The sequence below is a fragment of the Acidobacteriota bacterium genome (genome assembly GCA_016208495.1).
GTDB lineage: Bacteria > Acidobacteriota > Blastocatellia > Chloracidobacteriales > Chloracidobacteriaceae > JACQXX01.
The window spans coordinates 50,277-72,954 of the sequence record JACQXX010000148.1; the positions used below are offsets into that span (position 1 = coordinate 50,277).

14 protein-coding genes and 1 tRNA gene are annotated in these 22,678 nt (G+C 50.4%); 13 read left to right on the forward strand and 2 right to left on the reverse strand.

Going from position 1 to position 22,678, the window contains the following annotated elements:
- The first annotated feature begins 371 nt into the window (after positions 1–371).
- The 6 genes from HY774_27895 (at position 372) to HY774_27920 (ending at position 10,865) form a co-directional block, all read left to right on the forward strand.
- Positions 372–797 (forward strand): hypothetical protein, encoded by a 426-nt coding sequence (locus HY774_27895; GenBank protein MBI4752330.1) that lies wholly within the window; start codon positions 372–374, stop codon positions 795–797.
- A gap of 113 nt (positions 798–910) precedes the next feature.
- Complete coding sequence (locus HY774_27900) at positions 911–1,246, forward strand: hypothetical protein (GenBank protein MBI4752331.1); 336 nt, start codon at positions 911–913, stop codon at positions 1,244–1,246.
- A 188-nt stretch (positions 1,247–1,434) separates the two neighbouring features.
- Entirely contained in the window at positions 1,435–3,024 is a 1,590-nt protein-coding gene (locus HY774_27905; GenBank protein MBI4752332.1) for a phosphoglycerate dehydrogenase, read from the forward strand.
- A gap of 511 nt (positions 3,025–3,535) precedes the next feature.
- Entirely contained in the window at positions 3,536–9,295 is a 5,760-nt protein-coding gene (locus HY774_27910) for a PAS domain S-box protein (protein MBI4752333.1), read from the forward strand.
- Between the two features lie 194 nt (positions 9,296–9,489).
- Positions 9,490–10,365, forward strand: coding sequence for a glucose-1-phosphate thymidylyltransferase RfbA (rfbA, locus tag HY774_27915; protein MBI4752334.1), 876 nt, complete (start codon positions 9,490–9,492; stop codon positions 10,363–10,365).
- Positions 10,362–10,865, forward strand: coding sequence for an endonuclease V (locus tag HY774_27920; GenBank protein ID MBI4752335.1), 504 nt, complete (start codon positions 10,362–10,364; stop codon positions 10,863–10,865). Before rfbA ends, HY774_27920 begins: the two co-directional genes overlap by 4 nt.
- A 111-nt stretch (positions 10,866–10,976) precedes the next feature.
- Here the strand turns inward: HY774_27920 and HY774_27925 are convergent, their stop codons facing one another.
- Entirely contained in the window at positions 10,977–13,694 is a 2,718-nt protein-coding gene (locus tag HY774_27925) for a SpoIIE family protein phosphatase (protein MBI4752336.1), read from the reverse strand.
- Positions 13,695–14,201: 507 nt separating this feature from the next.
- Here HY774_27925 and HY774_27930 point away from each other — a divergent pair.
- The gene (locus HY774_27930; protein ID MBI4752337.1) at positions 14,202–15,242 is read left to right on the forward strand and encodes a VWA domain-containing protein; all 1,041 of its coding nucleotides are present in this window, start codon (positions 14,202–14,204) and stop codon (positions 15,240–15,242) included.
- 641 nt (positions 15,243–15,883) lie between these two features.
- Positions 15,884–17,185, forward strand: a complete 1,302-nt coding sequence (locus HY774_27935; GenBank protein ID MBI4752338.1) for a PDZ domain-containing protein — start codon at positions 15,884–15,886, stop codon at positions 17,183–17,185.
- Between the two features lie 133 nt (positions 17,186–17,318).
- Here HY774_27935 and HY774_27940 read toward each other — a convergent pair.
- Positions 17,319–17,391 (reverse strand) — tRNA-Lys (locus HY774_27940).
- A 199-nt stretch (positions 17,392–17,590) separates the two neighbouring features.
- Between HY774_27940 and HY774_27945 the strand changes: the two genes are divergently transcribed.
- The 5 genes from HY774_27945 to HY774_27965 all read left to right on the forward strand — a co-directional run bounded on the left by HY774_27945 (position 17,591) and on the right by HY774_27965 (position 22,464).
- Positions 17,591–18,385: an ABC transporter permease subunit gene (locus HY774_27945; protein ID MBI4752339.1), complete on the forward strand. Its 795-nt coding sequence runs from the start codon at positions 17,591–17,593 to the stop codon at positions 18,383–18,385.
- 12 nt (positions 18,386–18,397) lie between these two features.
- Positions 18,398–19,417, forward strand: a complete 1,020-nt coding sequence (locus HY774_27950) for a hypothetical protein (protein MBI4752340.1) — start codon at positions 18,398–18,400, stop codon at positions 19,415–19,417.
- A 63-nt stretch (positions 19,418–19,480) separates the two neighbouring features.
- Positions 19,481–20,416 (forward strand): ABC transporter ATP-binding protein, encoded by a 936-nt coding sequence (locus HY774_27955; protein ID MBI4752341.1) that lies wholly within the window; start codon positions 19,481–19,483, stop codon positions 20,414–20,416.
- A gap of 140 nt (positions 20,417–20,556) precedes the next feature.
- Positions 20,557–20,916, forward strand: coding sequence for a carboxylesterase family protein (locus tag HY774_27960; protein MBI4752342.1), 360 nt, complete (start codon positions 20,557–20,559; stop codon positions 20,914–20,916).
- A gap of 111 nt (positions 20,917–21,027) precedes the next feature.
- Positions 21,028–22,464: a transposase gene (locus tag HY774_27965; protein ID MBI4752343.1), complete on the forward strand. Its 1,437-nt coding sequence runs from the start codon at positions 21,028–21,030 to the stop codon at positions 22,462–22,464.
- Positions 22,465–22,678: the final 214 nt, after the last annotated feature.

Below are 22,678 nucleotides of genomic sequence, written 5' to 3' on the forward strand. Positions count from 1 at the left end.
GAGTTGAAATTGAGACTTCAAAATCAACAATTTACAGACAGCAAATTGAACGTCTGAAATTTGAGATTTTGATAAACCCTTTGTTTTCAACAAACAATTTTTTCAACCCTTAACTGGCATTAGTGATTAGTCATTAGTTCCTGGCTTCTGACTTTCTTCGAAAGTACTGATTTCTAACCACTAACCACTAACCACTAACCACTAACCACTAACCACTAACCACTAACCACTAACCACCACTAACCACTCACCACTGATATTTCCTTCATTCTCCATTCTTACAGGGCTAAACCCTTGCGGGTTCAGTGGTCGCCATAATATGCTGAAGTCCTTCCGACAAGCCTCATGTTTCAACCGAAAGGACTCCGTGTATGTGGGATCAACTTTTAGGCTGGCTTCTCTCCTGGCTTCTGGACCTGCTGGGTGGGATACAACTCCGATTGTGGATTGGCTTTTTGATGTTTTTGGTGTTTTACACCCTGTTCACCTTCTGGTCCTACCGGTTTTCAATCCGCTCAGTTGGTATCCGTGAAGCAACCTACTCACAATCAATCTGCGTCCGGCTGGTGGATCTGGCTTTGTTTGGGTTGCTGTTTTTTACCGGCTGGTATTTTCCACTGGGAATTCCGCTCCTGCTCGCGGCAAGGGTCCTCAGCTTTATGATCTTTTTTAAGGCTGAATTTGGAAAAGCCTTGCTTGGCGTCTTGTTGAGCCTTTTTCTGGCGGTAGTGTTTACGATTCTCTACACCATTTTTCTGGGCCTGTGGTTTTGGTTTTTTGGCAGCTTGCCGTTTTGATTCTCTGAAAGGAGCAAGAAGCTGTGCCGACTGGACCACTGAAACGACTTTTGTTTGAAGCTGACACTGGTCTCCAGCCCGATGTTCACGGCTGTAGACAGGTTCTGCGAGTTATGTGGAACGGCATTTATGTGGGCCGGGTATTGCAAAGCCTTGAAACCTCGACCTGGGGGAATGATCAGGAACTTGGCACCTACCCGTGGAAAACACCTGAAGAGGCTTCCTTTCACCTGATTGGACGCAACGAAGTCACTCGACTGGCACTTCAGGAAAGCTATGAATGGAATGTTTATTTGGCTGATACCGGTGGATTTTGGATGGGCCCCTTTCCTTCACGCGAAGAAGCTGAACGTGCTGTCCACACCACTGCCGGGTTTGACCTCCCTTTTGCCAGCCAGATCCGCCAGGATCCGGTTGGAACAGCCAAAAACTATCTGACTTCGAAATGAAGAATTGAGAATGAAGAATGTGGTTAGTGGTTAGTGGTTAGTGGTTAGTGGTTAGAAATCAATGCTTTCAAAGAAGAACCCAAAACCAATCACCAACCACTAACCACTAACCACTAGATGGTTTCTTCATCCTCAATTCTTCATCCTTCATTCCCCTCAAATTCTCAACAAAGGTATTTTTTCTGTATATGACTAAGTTTAAAGTTCTTGTCTGCGGTAACTTAGCCGAAGACGGTCTGGCTGTGTTCCGGGCCGCGGACAACGTTGAACTGGATGTAAAGCCGGAATTAAAAGAAGACGAACTGGTCGCCTGCATCGGCCCCTATCACGGGCTGGTGGTCCGTAGCGACACCAAACCAACCGCCAAAGTTATTACCGCGGCTGAAAACCTGAAAGTTATTGGCCGGGCCGGCACCGGCGTTGATAACATTGATGTCAAAGCCGCCACCAAGCGTGGTGTGGTTGTCATGAATACCCCTGGCGGTAATACCGTCACCACCGCCGAACATAGCTTTGCGCTGTTAATGGCTCTGGCTCGCAACATTCCACAAGGCACGGCTTCGCTCAAAGCTGGCCGGTGGGATCGAAAAAAGCTGATGGGAGTTGAATTGTGCAACAAAACCATCGGCATCCTTGGGTTTGGAAAAATCGGCAGCGAAGTGGCATCACGTGCGATTGGGTTTGGCATGCGTCCAATTGCCTATGACCCATACCTGACCAAAGAAGCCGCCAACAAGCAAGGTGTCGAACAGGTCACCCTCGATGAACTCTTTGCCCGGTCAGACTTTATCACCGTTCATACTCCATACACCCCAGAAACGGCCAACTTGCTCAACCGGACCGCTTTTTCAAAGATGAAACGTGGCGTCCGGATCGTGAACTGTGCCCGCGGCGGTCTCATTGACGAACTCGCCCTCGTGGATGCCATCAAAGAAGGAATCGTCGCCGGTGCCGCCCTCGACGTGTTTGAAACCGAACCCCCTCCCGCCGATCATCCGCTGTTGAAACTTGAACAGGTCATTTATACCCCTCACCTGGGCGCCTCCACCCAGGAAGCACAGGTATCGGTGGCCGTGGCCATCGGTCACCAGATGGTGGATTTCTTCCGAACCGGTGCTGTGTTTGGTGCCGTCAACGCCCCATCGGTCAGCGCTGAAATCCTGGCGGAAGTCGGTCCCTATATCACCCTGGGTGAAAAACTTGGGTCCTTCCAGGGCCAGGCGTTTGGGCATAACCTCAAACGGGTCAATATTGAATATAGCGGGGATGTGGCCAGCTTTGATGTCCGCCCGATTGCCCAGGCCATTCTGGTCGGGTTGTTAGGTCCAACCAGTGATCGAATCAACTTTGTGAACGCCCTGTTGATTGCTGAAGAGCGTGGCATCAAAGTCACTGAATCGAAGCAACACAAATCAACCGATTTTGCGAGCCTGATTACCATCACGGCTGAAACCACTGACGAGGAAAGCACCATCGCCGGCGCCTTGTTTGGACAAAAGGATTTGCGCATCGTCCGGGTCAATGGATTTCCACTCGAAGCCATCCCTCAGGGCAATATGCTCCTGTGTACCAATCGCGACCTGCCCGGTGTGTTAGGCCGCATTTGTGCGAAGCTGGGTGAAGAAAATATTAATATCGCCCGGCTGTACCTTGGCCGAAAAGAAATTGGCGGCAAAGCGATTTTGCTCGCTCAAATTGACAATGAAATTTCAGATGACGTGACGGCGGCGCTCACCCAGGTGCCGGATGTTCTTTCCGCTCGAAAGATTCAGTTGTAAACCACCCCTATTTCAGCAATAATCGCAAACTCGTCACCCACACCTTCGGCGAGTTTGCGATTCAATCATCAACATTCAAACCAACTCTTTCCCCGCAAAAGGGCGCTCCCTTCCTGACTTGCCCTGGTTTGGATATTGGCGAACGAATTCAAGCTCTCTCTCGCCAATTTTTTTCATCAAATTATGAATGACGAGTTATGAACAAGTAGTCACACCATAAACCGTGATGAGTCATTTTCTTACCTGTGAGTCACCCTCAATTTCCGTGCTCTATAGCGGTGTTACTCGTACCTCCACTGGGGCGGTGTCATCCCCCACAATTCACAGGTATAACACCATTGTGGAATGCCCCTATCGCATGAGCAAGAAGCTAAGTTGTTGATAAACTTGTATTTCTCTCAGCCATTAGCCCGATACCCTCAGCCCCAAGTGGTATAACCCAGATTTTCCACCAGCAATCAGCACTGCCCACCATGTGTACCGGAATAGCAACTTGACCAGGACTCAGGCTATGTCAGCAGAACCACTCATATCAAAGGGACAAGAGCGATTGGCGGCACTTGAGCAATATGGATTGCTGGGTGAAGTTCCGGCAGATGCCACCTTTGATCGAGTAACAAATCTGGCCGTTCGATTATTTGAGGTACCGCTGGCACTCATCTGCTTTGTCGGAAGCGACCGAAAACAGGTTATTGCCCGGTCGGGAACCGATATCAGCCTGGCTGAATCAGAGGCAGGTTTTTGCAGCCTGACGGTTGACTCTGATGCACCCGTTGTGATTACCGACCCAGTCCATACAGCCGTTACCCTTGGCATCCAGCTCCCGCCGAATTTTCCCTTTCCGATTGAGTTTTACGTGGGTGTACCGCTGCGGCTTCCAAATGGGCTGGCGGTTGGCAGCTTGAGCCTGGTTGACCAGCACAGCCGTGTTTTTTCAGAAACTGATCTTGCTTCACTGATTGATTTGGCCATCGTGGCTTCAGACCATCTGGCCCTCAAAATTGTCACCCAGTCCCAGAGTCGAACCGAAGAAATCCTCAAACAGCATAGCCAGGTTCTGGTTCAACTTTCGAGCCGCGAAGCAGCCCACCGTGGCGATTTACCGACTGAACTCCGAGCCATTGCCAAAGTGGCGGCTGATACGCTGGCGGTTGACCGGTGTGGAATTTGGCTCCTCAACGACGATAAAACCCAGTTGATCAGCCAGGATGTGTATAGCCGACACACCGGCTTGCATGGTCGGAACCCAAATCTGCTGACAGCCGATTATCCTCACTATGTCAAAGCTCTGGCCGAAGAACGCATCATTGCCGCCAGTGATGCGGTTCGGGATTTTCGGACTCAAGAATTTGCCCCAGCTTATTTTCTCCCACATCACGTTGCATCTACTCTTGATGCCCCCATCCGATTGGGTGGACAAATTATCGGTGTTATCTGCCTCGAACATTGTGGCCACATTCGCCACTGGACCATTGAAGAGCAACAATTTGCTGGATCGCTGGCTGATCTGGCATCACTGGCCGTGGAAGCCTCTGAACGCCGCGAAGCTGAGGAAGCCCTGCGTAAAAGCGAGGAACACTATCGGAAACTCTTTGAAAATGCCGATGACATCATCTATAGCCACGATTTGACGGGGAAGATTTTGACGGCCAACGGCGCAACCGAACGCTTAATCGGCTATACCGTGCCTGAAGTACTAACCAAAAATATTTTTGATCTGGTGGCCCCCGAATATCAATTGCCAATTCGGAAAACGATGTCGCCAAAGCGCGTCCAGGCTGATTCGCCAGCCAACAACACCTCACTGGTGACGTTTTTTCAGTTTGAGGTCGTCACTAAAGATGGCCGCCGAACCTGGGTTGAAGCCAATACCCAACCTATCATCGAAGGCAACCGAATTGTTGGTGTTCAAGGCATCGCCCGCGATATTTCCAAACGGCGTCAAATTGAAGAACAACTGCGCAAAAGCGATGAACGCTTTCAACTTGTGGCGCGTGCCACCAATGATGCCGTTTGGGATTGGGACATCCCCAATGATGTACTGTGGTGGAATAATGGACTGCAGGTCCTGTTCGGCCATCAACCTGATCAAATTCAACCCCGAATTTCCTGGTGGTTTGACCAGATTCATCCAGACGACCGGGAGCGAGTTCGCACCGGGATCATGAACTGCCTCAATCAGCGGGAGAAAAACTGGTTGGATGAATACCGTTTCCACCGGGCTGACGGCTCAATCGCCCACGTCTTTGACCGGGGCTTTGTGGTCTTTGACCAGGAGGGGCACCCCTCCCGCATGATCGGTGCCATGCTTGATATCACGGCCCGAAAACAAGCCGAGGAGGCACTTCACGAAAGTGAGGCCCTCTATCGAACCCTGTTTGAAAATGCACCGATTGGTCTCGGGATTGCTGATATGGACGGCAATCTGATCGGATTTAACCGCGCCATTTTGGAGCCGGGTGGCTATATGGAAGAGGATATCCACCGCATTCAGAACGTCGGTGATCTCTACCTTGATGAAGCCCAGCGTAACACCATCCGGGATCTGTTTGAAAAACATGGATTTGTCCGGCAACAGGAGGTTCGATTCCGACGCAAAGCAGGCGGCTATTACGATGCCCTGCTGAGCCTGGTACCAGTTCGGATCAAAGGCCAGCCATGTATTCAGGCGATGGTTGAAGATATCACCGACCGCAAACGGGCCAGTGAAGCTTTAAAACAAAGTGAACTCCGCTATCGCACCATTTCCGAAGTGACCTCTGATTATGCCTATGCGGTTCGAATCGAGCCGGATGGGACAATGGTCCGCGAATGGATTTCGGGCGCGTTTTCACACATCACGGGCTATACCGTTGAAGAACTCGACGCCGCCATCAACTGGCGCAATGTCGTGCATCCAGATGATTTTGAAATTGGACGCGAACACCTGGTTACCATCCGCAAGGGTCAGCCTAATACCTGTGAGCTCCGAATCCGAACCAAAACTGGAACTGAACGCTGGCTCCGTGTCCAGGGCCAGCCCGTCTGGGATGAAACTCACACCCAGGTGATTCAGTTTTATGGTGCGGCCCAGGACATTACCGAGCGCCGGCTGGCCGAACTGGCCCTCAAAGAAAGCGAAGAACGCTTCCGCGATCTATTTGAAAATGCCACCGATCTGATTTACATCCATGATTTGCAGGGGAATTTTACCTCGATTAATGGTGCCACGGAGCGCATTACCGGCTATTCCCGCGAAGAAGGGCTGCAGATGAACATTCGTCAGATTGTGGCGCCTGAATATTTGAACCTCGCCCGGCACATGATTGCAGCCAAGCTCAACGGCGATGCGTCCACCACCTATGAAATTGACATCATTGGCAAGGATGGACGGCGGGCATCACTGGAAGTCAGCACCCGATTGCTGGTTGAAAATGGCCAGCCAGTTGGGGTTCAAGGCATTGCCCGCAATATTACGGAACGCAAACAGGCTGAAAAAGCCCTGCGTGAATCCGAAGAACAATACAAGCTCCTGTTTGCCAGCAACCCCCATCCGACCTGGATTTATGACCTTGAAACCCTCGCCTTTGTGGTCGTCAACGATGTGGCCATTGAGCATTATGGCTATAGCCGCGAGGAGTTTCTCTCGATGTCGGTTCTGGACATGCGGGTTCCAGAAGAAATCCCCTTATTTCAAAAACATCTCAACAACACGGCCCGGCAAAAAATTGAGCGCTCTGGAATCTGGCGACATCGGAAAAAAGACGGCAGCGTGATTGAAGTTGAAACCACATCGCACGAATTAATGTTTGGTGGCCGAGCCTGTCGGATTGTCCTGGCCAATGATGTGACCGAACGCAATCAAATGGAGTCGGCGCTCCGTGAAAGTGAAGCCAAAAATCGAGCACTGCTGGATGCCATTCCCGATTCAATTTATCGAATCAGCCACGATGGCACCCTGCTTGACATGAAACTTCGGCGGAATTTTGAAGAACCCCTCCAGTCAATTATGGATGTGGGCGATAACATTTTTCACATCCTGCCGCCTCAAGTCAGCGAAGGTGCCCGTCAGGCAATTGAACTCGTTTTTTCCACCCGTGAAACACAGATTTATGAGTATCAGTTTTTCCTCAAAGACCAGGTACGGGACTTTGAGGCACGGTTTGCCCCGGTTGAAGGCAAAAATGAAGTGCTCACGATGGTTCGAGACATCACCATCCGCAAACGGCTGGAACGTGAGTTGATTTCCGCCCGCGAGGCTGCCCTGGAAGCCGTCCGGATCAAGTCGGAGTTCCTGGCCATGATGAGCCATGAAATTCGGACCCCGCTCAACGGCATTCTGGGCATGACCACCCTGTTGCTCGATACCAACCTCCACGAAATTCAAAGTGATTATGCCAAGACAATCTATACCTCGGGCGAAGCCCTGTTGACCATCATCAACGATATTCTGGACTTCTCCAAAATCGAAGCCGGGAAAATCGAGCTTGAGGAAATTGATTTTGACCCACGCCGGGTAATCGAAGATGTGGTTGAAATGCTGGCTGAACGCGCTGATGCCAAACAACTCGAACTGGCCTATCAGGTTCGGCATTCAGTACCTCCCCGGCTGTGCGGCGACCCGAGCCGGTTGCGACAGGTCCTGACCAACCTGACGGCCAACGCCATTAAATTTACCGACACAGGTGAAGTGGTCATTCGAGTCAGCGTTGAAACTGAAAACAAAGAGTTTGTGGACCTGTCATTTGAGGTCATTGATACCGGAATAGGGATTCCGGAGCAGGTTCAGGAACGGTTGTTTCAATCATTTACCCAGGCTGATAGCTCAACAACACGAAAATACGGAGGCACGGGACTCGGACTTGCCATTTCCAAGCAACTGGTCGAATTGATGGGCGGGAAAATCAGCGTCACCAGCCAGCCTGAAAAGGGATCAATTTTTCGATTTACGGTTCGATTAAAACGCCCCCACGAACCACTCCCCGCTGATTTGACCCAAATTGACTTTTCCCACCTCAATACCTTGATTGTGGATGACAATGCCACCAATCGCTCTATTTTAAGGGAGTTGATGATTTCTTGGGGAATGCACAGCGAAGAAGCGGAAGATGGTCTCCAGGCCCTGGCTAAACTCGAAGAAGCCCGTGATGAAGGCCGACGGTTTGATTTTGCGATTCTCGACCTGATGATGCCGGGGATGGATGGTTTTGATTTGGCGCATGCCATTCGGGCCAATCCAGCTTATGAAACCATTAAACTCATTCTGTTGACATCGTTTAGTCAGCGCGGCCATGGCGAAAAAGCACGTCAGGCCGGTATTGCGACGTATCTGACAAAACCGATTCGACAATCCCAGTTGTTTAACTGCATGGCCTTGCTGGCACCACAAACCCACCAGCCGACGATACCTGACACCACGAAAACCATTACCCTCACCACGACCTCAATGCCGCCAGGCTTTAAACCGAAATTTGGCCGAATTCTGCTGGTTGAAGACACAGACGTCAATCAGCGGGTGGCTCAGTTGATGATCGAACGACTTGGGTATGAAGTTGATGTCACCTCAAATGGCTATGAAGCCCTGGAAGCACTTGAAAAAAGGTCATATGCCATGGTGTTTATGGACTGTCATATGCCGGGGCTGGATGGATTTGCCGCAACGGTCGAGATTCGACGGCGAGAAGCACTTCAGAACCGACTCACTTTTGGCACAACTGGCGGAGCAGGACCACCACGGCTTCCAATCATTGCCATGACAGCAAATGCCCTCAAAGGGGATCGCGAACAATGTCTGGTGGTCGGAATGGATGACTATATTTCCAAACCTATAAAGATCAGTACATTAAGCGAAATTATCGAACGCTGGATCAAGGTGGCGCACACTCAGATCAATCCCCTTCCTCTGGAAGATATGCCAACTGATCCACCACGCCCAGATCCGATTGATCCGGAAATACTGGCCGGATGGCGGGAACTTCGAATCGAAGGCGCCCCAGACCCGCTCGAAGAAATTTTCATGCTGTTTTTAAGCGGCATTGCTGAACGATTCCTGAAAATCGAACACGCGATTGCCCATCGCGATTACCAGGGGGTGCGAGAGCTGGCTCATAGTTTGAAAGGCAGCAGCAGTACATTTGGTGCCATGCGGCTTGCCGAACTGTGCACCACGCTTGAAGCCCTTGCCAAAGCAGGCGATCTGTCCCATTCAACTTCACTACTGGGACAGATTAAAGAGGAATTTGAACGCGTCGAGTGGGTCTTGAAAAATGAGTTTGGGAAAAATGGGAATTGAGCGAAGTAGCGAAGTAGCGAAGTAGCGAAGTAGCGAAGTAGCGAAGTAGCGAAGTAGCGAAGTAGCGAAGTAGCGAAGTGCTTCAGCCTTGATTCCCAGTCCTGGTCTGTCAACCTCTAAACTTGTTGTCTTGGACTATTTCGCTATTTCGCTATTTCGCTATTCACTATTTCACTCAAAGTGGGGTACCACAAATGAAAGGCATTATATTGGCGGGTGGATCAGGAACACGGCTTCATCCGATTACGCGTGTTGTCAGTAAGCAATTGTTGCCGGTTTATGATAAACCGATGATTTATTACCCGTTATCGGTTCTGATGCTGGCCGGGATTCGGGAAATTCTGATTATCTCCACTCCAGATGACCTGCCCAAGTTTGTCCACCTCATGGGAGATGGCTCCCAAATCGGAGTTCAATTTACCTACGCCGTTCAACCCCGTCCCGAAGGTCTGGCCCAGGCGTTTACCATCGGAAGATCATTTATAGGCGTTGATTCGGTTTGCTTGATTTTGGGCGATAATATCTTTTTTGGTCACGGGTTATCAGAATTACTGAAGCGAGCGGCGGCGCTTGAATCCGGCGGATTGGTGTTTGGGTATCCAGTGAGCGACCCAGAACGGTATGGCGTGGTTGACTTTGATAAAGCCGGGAATGTGCTCTCCATTGAAGAAAAACCACAGCACCCGAAATCAAAATTCGCCGTCCCTGGCCTCTATTTTTTTGACAATTCGGTAGTCGAAATTGCGTCCAATTTAAAGCCTTCAGCCCGCAATGAACTGGAAATCACCGATGTGAACCGTGAATACCTGCGACGTGGGACGCTTCGGGTGGAACTCCTGGGCCGTGGATTCTCCTGGCTCGACACTGGCACCCACGAAGCGCTGCAACAGGCATCGCTCTTTGTGCAGGTCATTCAGGAACGGCAGGGACTTCAGGTGGCCTGTATTGAAGAAATTGCCTATCGCGAAGGGTTTATTTCCGCCAACCAACTCCGGGCCCTGGCGGCACCGCTTCTGAAAAGCGGGTACGGAAAGTACCTGATGGATATTTTGAACGAAGACCTGAAATGAAACTGGCTTGCCTCGATGTACAATACCGTGACCTGGATGCGACTGCTGGCTGTGTCATATTTGAAAACTGGACGGAATCGTCACCAACTCAAGAATTGACGACGATTGTCAGTCCAATTGCGGCCTACGAACCAGGGAAGTTTTATCGGCGCGAACTTCCCTGCCTTCGGGCGGTTCTGGATCTGGTCAGCGATCCGCTTGATGTGATTATTGTGGATGGATTTGTCTGGCTCGAACATGGCACCCCTGGGTTGGGCGGTCACCTGTATGCGGCACTCAAGAAAGCCGTTCCCGTGGTGGGAGTTGCCAAAACCAAATTTCTGGGCGCCACGTCGGTCACTGAAGTTTTTCGTGGTCTGAGCAAGTCTCCGCTTTATGTCAGCGCCGCCGGGATGGAACTTGATGAAGCAGCTCAATCCATTCAAAACATGCACGGGCCGTATCGAATCCCAACGCTATTGAAACGGGTTGACCAGTTGTGCCGGAAAACAACGGGCTGAAGGCTTGGGGCTGAGGGCTTGGGGCTGAAGAAAATGGGATGAAGACTCGCAAGCTGGGGCTGAAGTCTTCAGTTCGACTTCTTCAGCCCTCAGCCCCAAGCCCTGTTTTTTTCAGCCTTTGGCCTTTAAAACCACCAGCGTGATGTCATCTTCAATCAGTCGAGTGGAATTACCTGAAAATGTCCGGGTGACTTCCAAAAAAGAACGCGAGTCATCCAGGATCGCATCGCGGAGTTCTTCAGCCCGGCAGGTACCATTTTCAAGGATGGCCTGCTCCAAACGCTCATACCCAAACATGGCGCCAGTGGCATTTTGGGCTTCAATAATGCCATCACTATAAAACACGATGGCATCACCCGGTTCCAGGGTTCGGTGCAGTACCGGAAATTCGCAGTTTCGCCGGACTCCGAGTGGGTAAGCTGAACTCTCCAGCGCTTCAACAGTACCAGTAGCAGCATGATACAGATAAGGTGGCGGATGGCCCGCGTTTGACAGTTCCAGGGTCAAAGTTCGGCTGTCAATGACACCATAGGCAAACGTCATCAGGTTTTTCCGACTCCCAGCCGAGCAAATTAAATTGTTCATGGCATACATCACGGCGCTGGGTGTGGCGTTAATGCTAATTTGATTGAGGAGCCCACCTTTCCCCAGGGCCATCAATAAACCGGAAGACACTCCGTGACCCGTGACATCTCCGACGGCAATGGCAAATGTGGTTGGATTCAGCAAAAAGTATTCATAGTAATCACCACCCACGTCATTGGCTGAAACTGAATATCCAGCACATTCAAACCCCGGTAGAATCGGATCAATGCTCGGCAACAGGCTTTGCTGCATTGTCCGGGCAATTTCCAGTTCACGTTTGAGGCTTGCTTCCTCGGCCATCCGCCGAATGAGCAATGAGTTTTCCAATCGTAAGGCGGCGGCTTCAGCCATGGCCATCAACAAATCTTTATCCTCAGGGGTGTAGGGTTCTTCAGAGAGTTTCGGTCCTAAACTGATACAGCCCAACAAACCATCCTTGGTTGCCAGTGGCACCAGCAGGTTGGCGTTGATTTGAATGAGGAGATTGCGTTCCTGTTGATAGAACTCAACCACATTGGAAAAAGGATTCCCCCGATCCTGTTGAATCAATCGCTCCGTCCAGGCATCAGCCGTGTTGTAGTAAACCTCAAGCGGGCCGCCTGATTTGGCAAGTTGTTTCATCACCAGTGAGCCACCCGGCAGTAACAACTCAGTATCAATCCGGCCCTGGGTGGAAACATCAAATTGACATACATAGGCCCGCAACCGCGGATTTCCCGGTGTGTCGTGGTTAAACTTCAAAAAGTGGGGCTGCAGAAAAACCACCACTCGATTCACCAGCAAAGTGGTTCGGATCCGTTCCGCTACACACTGGATAACTTCTTCCACCTGAGTCAGTTGGCGCATCGAGCGTCCCAAATCACTCAGCACCTGTTGCGGTTGATAGGCATTGCGGAAAAATGCCCGGTCAATCATGGCCTGCAACTGTGGATTGATTTTCCACATGGCAAGCAACCCCAGGGCACCGAGAAAATAGGAAATGCCGTGACGGACAATATCAGGTGGAGAATATTGAAAAGCCAGAAAAACGTTGCGGGCAATAATCGTGGCCGGGTACATCACCAGCAAAAACAGGATCACGACTTCGACCAGCAGGTATCCATAGGAAACAAAGGCGTGCTGCAATCCCCGCCGAAGAATCTGTTTAATTCCCAGCACCTGGTGTTTGACAATCGTGTAGGCAAACGACAATGGAAAGAGTGTAAACAACGCCAGGCAGGTGGCAACCAGCCACTGCGGGTAATCGCGAAGTTCAATCACACGATGGCGAAGAAAGCTGATGACCATTAAACCCAGCGTCGGGCCACATCCCACAATAATCCCGAGCGTCATCACCCGAAACCGGCGACGCTGATCAGCATCGAGCGTCCCCTGGGTCAATCCTGACAAAACAGCTCCAAAATAGCCAATCACGGGCAAAACCGAAATAAAACTATCAATAAACTGGTAGGTCAGGGTTCCATATTGGGCTGCGGCTTCAAACGAATAGGTATAGGTCAACAGCGACACCACCCCAATCGGCGTCACCGCCAGCAACGTGGCCAGATACAGTCTTCGCAACCACGACCAGTGCGAAGCAAACAGCGAAACACCAGGAAATTCAGAGAAAAAGGCAAAACACCAGTACCCTGAAAACCAGTACGCCACGTTGATGTAGAGCACAAAAAACGGCAGCAACCAGGTCGGCAGGGAGTGCAAGTTAAAGCTAAATAAAACCCCAATCGAAATAAAAAATAAGCCCCCAAGTTGAGCCGTTCGGTCCTCCCACCGCAACCAGCAAATCCCCAGCCCGATGAGCGTACACAGGGTTGAAATGACCAGGGAGATGAAGTAATAGAAGAACGAATAGGAAAAGAGTTCAATCGGTGGCGGGAGCAACTCAATGGCCTGATTCAGGATCTGCCCATCTGCTTTTCGGATCGAGATTTCAAGGCTGTGAGTTCGCTGGGCACGGCGAATGAGTTTGGTAAAATGGGCGTAACTTTGGACTGGTTCCCCGCCAATTGAGAGCACCTCATCACCCTTCACAAGGCCCACCCTGGCGACGGGGCTGCCTGGTCGGACATCAATCACTTTAAATTGACGAGTTGGCAGATCATAGTCGGCGGCAAACCCGACTCGTGAATGGAAAAAGAAGGTCTCAGAGGCAAAGAAAGTCCGTCCGCCGGTATAAAACAACGCGCAAAACGTCAAAATTACCAGCAGAAATCGAGGTGTTTTAGTGCTTGGTCGTGTCCTGGCCATGGCGCTCAAATAACCCTGGGAAAAATAAATCAGTAATAACAATGACAGAGTCTAACCTGAGGTCAAGAGCAGATTACCAAATTTTTGAAGGGAAAAAGGTGATTTTTGAAGAGTTGGTGGAATATGTGCCGCCGACTCCACGGATTACACCTGTATTTGATGCCCTGCACGGATTGGCTTTTTCAGCCGATTTGAGAGCCCAGGTCAAGCGGATTGGTAAAATGAGTGGCAAATGGGTCCGACACAAAAAGTTGATAAACTTTTTGAACGCTCACTTTACTTTTGCGTTTCAGAAATTTGGTTTTTGGTGTTCACAATCCCAATTTCCTCCAGAACCTGTTATAGTGAACACGCTCTTTCCGCCAAACACCCAAACCATATCAGCTTTTCCATCCGCTTAGAATCTGCCACCAGGACATCTTCTGGTGCAAGCCACGTCCACCGGGCAGACTTCATCACCTTTTTGGCTCATCAGGGCGGAATTTTGGATCAAGGAGAATCAAGGCTATGACGTTTACAGCCATTTTCAGGCATTGCGGGTTGAGAAGGATTATCGTGGCTACCGTTTTGCTTCTGTCAGGATTTGGATCGGCAACCGGGTTTGCCCAGGAGCCGGCTTCCCCGCCACCAACCCCACCTTCCAAAGATTCTTCTCCACCCTCAAAAAACCCGCCGCCGGTTCCTTCCAAGAACGTTGATGAGCCCATCATCCGGGCACAAACCAATCTGGTGACCCTCACCGTCACGGTTACCGATCCGGCTGGACGCTTTGTGACTGGTCTGGAGCAGGACCATTTTGAAGTCTTTGACAATAAGGTTTTACAGAAAATTGAATTTTTCAGCGATGAAGACGCTCCGGTTTCGGTCGGTATTATTTTTGACTTGTCGGGGAGTATGCGCGGTCGGGTTCACCGCGCCCAGGAAGCACTGCGCAAATTTCTCGATGCCTGTCACGAAGAGGATGAATTCTTTCTGGTTGGCTTTAACTCGGTGGCCAAACTGTTGTCTGACTTTACCCCGGATGGTGAAAAACTGGCCAATATGCTGACGCTGTCTGAGACCAAAGGCCAAACGGCACTTTATGATGCGTGCTATATCGGGGTTGAAAAAGTTCGTGAAGGTCGCCATACCCGCCGGGCACTCATCATCATCAGCGACGGTCAGGATAACAACAGCCGCTATAGTTATCGCGAAGTTCGACAACTGGTGAAAGAAACCGATGTTCAGGTGTATGCCATTGGCATTACCAATGTCTTTTACGGCAGCACCATTGACATGCAAGGTCAGGTTATTCTTGAAGAACTGGCCCGGTTAACCGGTGGGCGGGCCTTCTTTCCCAACAACGATCTTGAAATGCAGGAAGTCATTGCCCGCATTGGAGTTGAATTACGTCACCAGTACAGTATCGGCTATACCCCAACCGTCACTGATGCCAAAGAACAGTGGCATAAAATTAAAGTGAAATTGGATCCGCCCAAGGGACTTCCCAGCCTGAATGTGCGGAGCAAAGAGGGATATTTCGGAAGTTCGTTGCGTGTTCAGCAATAAAAGCACCTCATTTTTCTTCAAAATCAAGGATCCGAATCAAAACCTGGGGAACCAAGAACTGAAGACGATTGCGCTCGAACATACATTGAAGGTAGAGTTTGGAATTGTCACCAATCACTAAAACCGTCGCGTGGCACCTTTCCCTCACAAACTTGAGGGAACTGTTTGAGGAGTGTCAACAGACTCGGCCCTCAAGGGCCGGGCTTGAGTCGTGTCGCCACAACGCCATCCTGCCGGATAGCCGCTGTGGGGAGATTGACTCAAGCTCCGGTTGACCAGACCCCCGTGCAAATCACGGGAACCGATTGGGAAGAATCGATAGGTACCTGCGGATACCGCCTCAGTCCGCTGCTCTACGGTGGCCGGTTAAACCCAGCATGGGAGTCAGTGCCAGTGCCGGTCACGGTAAACCTTCCCAAATCCGGTCGAGAGGAGGACGGATTCAACCGACGGTGACAGTCCGGTTGATACGCGCTACTCTCCGCAAGGAGAAGTTTGAGGTATTTTTTTACCTCAAGAAAGAAAGTGGATGGGGGTCACCTTCCTCCACTTTCTTTTACCCTCATGACACATAAGGAGCGGCGTTTCCTCCCGACCCTCAAGGACCGGGTCTCCACGCCGAAGATAGGATGAACATGTCCATGAAAAGCAAGCTGGCATTGATTGCCTTGTCTACCCTGATTGCCCTCTACATTGTCGTTGGTGGGCTGTTGTCCAATAACAGCCACGTTCTGGCCACTGGCGACCCCTATATTCAGCTTAAAATTTTTGGTGAGGTCTTACGCCATATCACCCGTGACTACGTTGATGAACCTGATCTCGAAAAGGTACGGGTGGGTGCCTTGCGTGGACTCGCTGATGGACTTGACCCCTACAGTGCCTATTTAACTCAGGAACAAGTCAATCGGTTTAATTTGGAAAATACCAAACGAAACCTGGTTGGCGCGACCTTCTCAAAAGTCGGTCGCTACCTCTATGTCGTGGCGGTTCTGAAGGATTCACCTGCTGAAAAAGCAGGATTGCGAAGCGGCGATTTTATTGAATATGTCGGCCAGGTTGCGACCCAGGATGTCAGTCTGTATGACATACAGGAAACGCTGGCTGCCCTTGCACTGAACCAGGAAATTGAGTTCACCGTGCTGCGACGCGGTGGAAGTGACAAAGTAAAAGTCAAAGCCGGCCAGGTTGGGCAACCAATGATCGAAAGCCGGATTGAAGAAGGTGAAATCGGCTACGTTCACATCACCAGTTTAACCCAGGGCAAAGCCGCTGAAGTCAAAGCCAGTATCGCCATGCTCTCGAAAAAAGGTATGAAAAAACTGGTTCTGGATTTGCGTGGGGCAGCAAGCGGTGAATTAACCGAAGGGGTGGCGGTCGCGAATTTGTTCCTCCCAACCGGGACTCTGGCCCGGGTGATTGGGCACCACGGTGAAGTCAAGAAATCTTTTGAAGCAGACCCGGCCAATCGTGTTTTTGAAGGGCAACTTGTGATTTTGATCAACCGCACCACCGCTGGTCCGGCGGAAGTCATCGCGGCTTCGGTCCTGGCGGCCAAACGAGGTGAGGTGGTTGGTGAACGGACCTTTGGTGCCGGTTCAGAGCAGGAACTTTTCCGAATGCAGGACGGCGCCGGGTTATACCTGACGGTTGCCAAATATGCACCAATGAATGGAAAGCCTTTTATGGAGGAGCCGGTCAAACCAACCGTGGATGTAAAGGCCACGGATCTGGCTGCGGTTACTCCCGACGCTGATGAAGATGGCGCCGAGCCCAATGAATCAAATACCACTCAAACGCCAGCTCAAACCGATACGCAGAAACCCACTGATCCAGCCACGAAACCGGCCACTTCGGCCCAACCAGTTGACCAACCGCTGAAAAAAGCCCTTGAACTCTTAAAGGCCAAACCAGCAGCCACGACGGTTGAGAAAAAAGCGGCGTAACCAATTCCGAAGTTCATGCTGAAAGGCCCACAACCATCACCAGTTGTGGGCCTTTTTCATTTGTGATCAGGATGTCAGGCCAAAATAAAACAGCCTCCCTCAAGGGGAGGCTGTTGATTGATTGAACGATTGATGAGCCGAGCAGGACTCGAACCTGCGACCCGCTGATTAAGAGTCAGCTGCTCTACCGACTGAGCTATCGGCCCAAAGAGTCTGTGATGATACGAATTTTGCCCAAATTGTCAAGCTGCGATTTTTGATGGTTGGGGACTTGCATTCACGACAAGACGCGCCCTATAGTTGTGCTCCTTACCCCGCTTTTCTTGATTTACTCTCCACAGTTTGTATCAGATTGCTTAGGATTATGTTCCTTTTCTAACTTTACTCCATTGTTGAGGATGTTTCATGAATCAGATTCTGGTTATTGCTCACAACACCTTCCGGGAATCAGTTCGGGACAAAGTGCTCTATAACCTCATCTTTTTTGTTTTTCTTTTGCTCGGAGGGTCGCTTTATTTTGGAGAATTGACCATTCACAATGAGCAAAAAGCCATGATTGACCTCGGCTTGAGCGTAATGCTGCTGTTTGGGTTTATGATCGCAGTTTTTATCGGTACGGGGCTGGTCTATAAAGAAATTGACAAACGCACCATCTATACAATTTTATCTAAACCTATCCACCGGTATGAATTTATCATCGGTAAATTTCTTGGGTTATCAATTACACTGCTGGTCAATTGCACCATCATGCTCTTTGGCATTATCCTATCTTTGATTTATATCAATCATGGATTTTCGTCAGGTTTAGTATCGATTTTTCCAGCAGCGTTTATGATTTACCTGGAATTACTGCTTTTGACTGCCTTTGCGTTGCTTTTTTCCTCATTTTCAACCCCAGCCTTTTCAGTCTTCTTCAGTGTGTTGGTCTATATCATTGGCAACTTCTCGCCCGATCTTCGGGCATTTGCCAATATCTTGGATGTCAACAGGTTTCCACAATTAAAAATTGCACAAACAATCCTGCATTTTCTGTATTACGTGGTCCCAAATCTCACAAATTTTAATTTCATTGCCCGCACTGCCCATGGTGAAGCAATTCAAAGTGGGTTGATCGGCTATGGAATACTGTATTTTTTTATTTATGCGGGAATTTTGCTCAGTCTGACCATTCTGATTTTTGAACGGCGGAATTTTAAGTAAGAGGACACTGGTATGCCACGACAACAACGGGTTACGCTGGTTTGCCTGCTCATTTTCTTTGGGTGCGCCGCCAGTTTGTACCCGGTCCAGAAATCCTTTGATACAACCCGGGGCGAAGAGCTTCCAGAAGAAATTCTCTACATGTCCTCTGGTGAAACGATCAAGCGACTCAGTATGGGCTTTGACTCGCTGGTATCAGATATTTATTGGATCCGAACCGTCCAATACTTCGGGCGAAAGTTTACCGGCACCGCCAATGGTTCAGGAAATCAACAAGCGGACAAACTCAACAAAGATTACATGCCCTTGTTGGCCCCGCTCCTCGATATTGTGGTCACTCTCGATCCAAAGCAAATGTCAGCTTTCAGCTATGGCTCCAACTTTTTGAGCGAAGTTGATGCTGAGGCATCCATCGCCCTCTTAAAACGCGGGATTGCCGAACTCAAAAGGACCTCACTTGAGAACATCCGATTCAGGTTTCAAATCACACAGATGTATCAACAAACAGCTTATACCTACTGGCGAATGGGGAAGTATCAAGAGGCTGCCGACACCTATCGGGAAGCAAGCCAGTATTCAACCAATCCTCCAGTTATGCGGGCCATGGAAGGAGCAATGCGGGCGCAAAGCAATGATCGAAGTACAGCCTATACAATGTTTGAACAGATGAAACAACAGGCAATCGAAAATAACGAAGCCTTGATTGCAGATACTGCCGATTGGCGCATTCGACACTTACTGAGTCTTGATCAACGTGATTTTCTGAACCGAATGCTGACTATGTACAAACAACGAACTGGAACTTGTGCGACGTCCTGGAGCCAAATGATTCCACTCATCCAGCAACATCTTCGTGAAGCAAAAGACAGTCGAACCCCTTCAAGAACATTGGAATTCTCCCTGAATCAAAAAGGGGACATCCTGGATACTGGAACCAATCCCAAGCCATATATGATTGAGGCTGGATCTTGCCAGACTAAGTTGTCAAGCGAGTCGGAAATTCCCAGCCGGTGGGATCCCGCCGGCTACTAATCAACCCATTTTCAGAGTTGAACTGACTTAAATTCAACACCTTCCTCTATTTATCAACACCTTATGGATACAGTGATTGAGATTGAAAATCTCACCATGGATTTTCTGGTTGGCTTTTGGCGCAAGCGCCCGGTCCGTGTACTCAAAGGCATCTCTCTGAGTGTCAATAAAGGCGAAATCTTTGGATTTCTGGGCCACAATGGCGCCGGGAAGACAACCACTCTGAAAATTCTGATGCGAATTATTTACCCGACCATCGGCCAGGTCAGGATTCTTGGACGACCGCTCGAAGATGTCTCCATGCGCCAGGAAATCGGATATCTCCCTGAATCCCCATATTTTTACGACTACCTGACTGGGACCGAATTACTTGAGTATTTTGGGAAGCTCCATCATATGGATGCCGCACAGAGGGCTAAACGGATACCAGAAGTTCTTGATCTGGTTGGGTTAGCTAAAGATGCCAAACTGCAATTGCGAAAATTTTCAAAAGGGATGCTTCAGCGGATAGGCATCGCTCAGGCGATTTTGCATAACCCACAGGTTATCTTTATGGATGAACCGATGTCTGGGCTGGACCCAATTGGTCGGCGTGAAGTCCGCGACATCATTGCTTCCCTGCGGGACCAGGGCAAAACGGTTTTCTTTAGCACCCATATTCTGTCAGATGTTGAGATTTTGTGTGACCGGGTTGCCATTCTTCGAAATGGAGAACGGGTTGCCTATGGTCGGCTGGAGGAAGTCCAGGGCCGTGAAATTTCCGCCCTTGAAGTCATCACCTCACTTCTCCCAGAAACAATTATCAGTCAAATTCGCCCGTTTACGACTCATATCAAGCAAACAGCCTCGGGCGTTCATTTTTCCTTAAAACAGGATGCAGAGTTGGAACTTGAACGCATTATCTCGATTGTTCATCAAAATGGTGGCCGATTGATTTCAGTCAACCCGATTCGAACGGCACTTGAAGACTTTTTTATCAAAGACGTGAAATCTGCCTGAAGTCCCCCCTCCTCTCACTGACGATCGAACTACAGACCGCGTCAGATCGAAAAAGATCCGACTTTTTTGACCTGATGCGGCTCTGACCCACAGTGAACTCTCCCCCGACAATCCAGATTTCCCACAGGAGCAGCCTTCATATGTCCAGAATCTGGTGGCTTTCGCTGTGCTTTTTCCTCATTCATCTGCTGGCCAGTTCCTCCCCTGTATTTGCCCAAAAGATCAGCCGGAATGTTCCCTATGGGGCGCAGTCAACGAGTGGTCCACTCACCCTTGATGTGTATGAACCCACTTCCCCACCGTCGGGAATGCGCCCGCTGGTGATCTTTGTCCATGGCGGGGGGTTTCGCGCCGGTGATAAAAGCCAGGGCACCCCATATGCCACTGAGTTTACCAGCGCCGGCTTTGTATTTGCTTCAATTGACTACCGGTTAACCGGCGAAGCGATTTTCCCAGCGGCCCCAACCGATGTATCGAAACCAATCATTGAGTTTATATAAAACTGTTCTCAAATCATAAAATTTATGAAGCTTTGAGGGATGCGAACTGAGTCGAATTGTTTTTGGTTGCCAGAAGCAATATTACTGATTTATAATTGCTTCGGAAATGAGTTGATCAAACCAATTTGGAGCGAGGAGCCGATGAACCGGGCGATCAACAACCTCAAACTGGAAGCGGCGAATGTTGGGAAGCTGAAGCGGCTCGATGAACTGGCCGAAGTGTATATCCTGGCGGTCCAGAGGTTGGTCAACTTTTTGATTGCGACGGGGCAGCGAGTGCCGGAGAAATATGGGGAAATCCCAGGTGACGAGGCGAACCTGATCGGGCCGCCGTCGCCGGAGAATCAGCTCTCGGAGCGGTGGCGGCGGTGTGCGTGGCAACAAGCCTGCGGCATCGTCAAATCGTGGTCTGCCAATCACCGAATCAATCCACCCTGCCTCAATGTCGAGGACATCTGCATCCAGGCGAATGCGAATGTGGTCAAACTGGAAGTGCAGGGGGCGCCGCAACGAGCCCGGTTGGAACAAATTGAACGCCTGAAAACCAAAGGGGAAGCGGAAGGGAAAGTGGTGCGAATTCCAAAGACGCTCCCGGATCCGAAGGGTGGGCGGCAGTTTGAATACTGGCTCAAAGTGGCGACGTTGCGCGCCGGAGAACCGATTTTCCTGCCGGTGAAGCTGTATGAGCAAGCTGCCAAACTTCTCAAAAGCGCGTCGCGAACCGCAAGCAGTGTCTTGCTGACCCGGCGGCGGGGTGAGTGGCAGCTCCAAATTGTGGTCGAGCATCAGGCCCCCGAACCGGTTACTGCCTCGGCCCCAGCCGTGGTTGGAGTTGATGTCGGAATCGTCAATTTCGCCACTGTGTCACCGACTCATGAAGTAGACGCTGGGGAATCGCTGCCTGAAACCGACCAGCGTCCGTTTCACCAGTCCTTTGGAGGCATCCCCGGCACGCTCTCTGACCGGGTCGAACGTGACGCCGAACGGATGGGCCGGAAACAAAAACTCAATGCCTGTTTGAAAAAGAAGGGCCGACCACCAGTGTCCCTTGCCAATCCCGCCACCACAGCCTGGATTCGCAACCTGATCGGATTTGCCCTCAATCAACTCCTGTTTTGGCTGCCCTCGCCGGATTCGGTGGTCATCGTGGTTGAAGACCTGAACGTGGCCGACCTGCGCTTCAAAAGCCGACAGGGCAACCGATTGCTCACCGCCTCCCAGCTTGGATTTGTGAGGGCTCGCCTGCTCAAGAAACTGCACCAACGCGGCTACCGGATCGAAGCGGTCAATGCCGCGTATTCGAGCCAACAATGCTCGGCTTGCGGCTTTGTCTCCACCGCCAACCGCCCCACCCAGGCCGGGTTTCACTGTCAACATTGCCACTTTCAAACCAACGCGGACTGCAATGCGAGCGACGTGATCGCCAAACGTTTTGGGGATCACCAGCTCAACCTGCTTTCAGTCCCGCGCACGGGAGACCTGCTGCTGGAGCGTTTTTTGGAACACCATCAGCTTCTCCTGCGGCCCATAACCCACCGTTCCCCGTAGTGGAATGGCTGGCGAGAAGTCGTTCATCAGTTGTGACAGACCGCTCCGCCAGGTGAAACCGATTTTATAAATTTATAATGCTCCCCGAAAATCGGACAGGGAAATAAGTTAATTCCGCTGAGGGGAAAAGGAGGAACAGATGAGTACGACGCGAAAAATTCATAGTGCGGAATTCAAAGCGAAGGTGGCATTGGAAGCCATCCGAGGATACAAA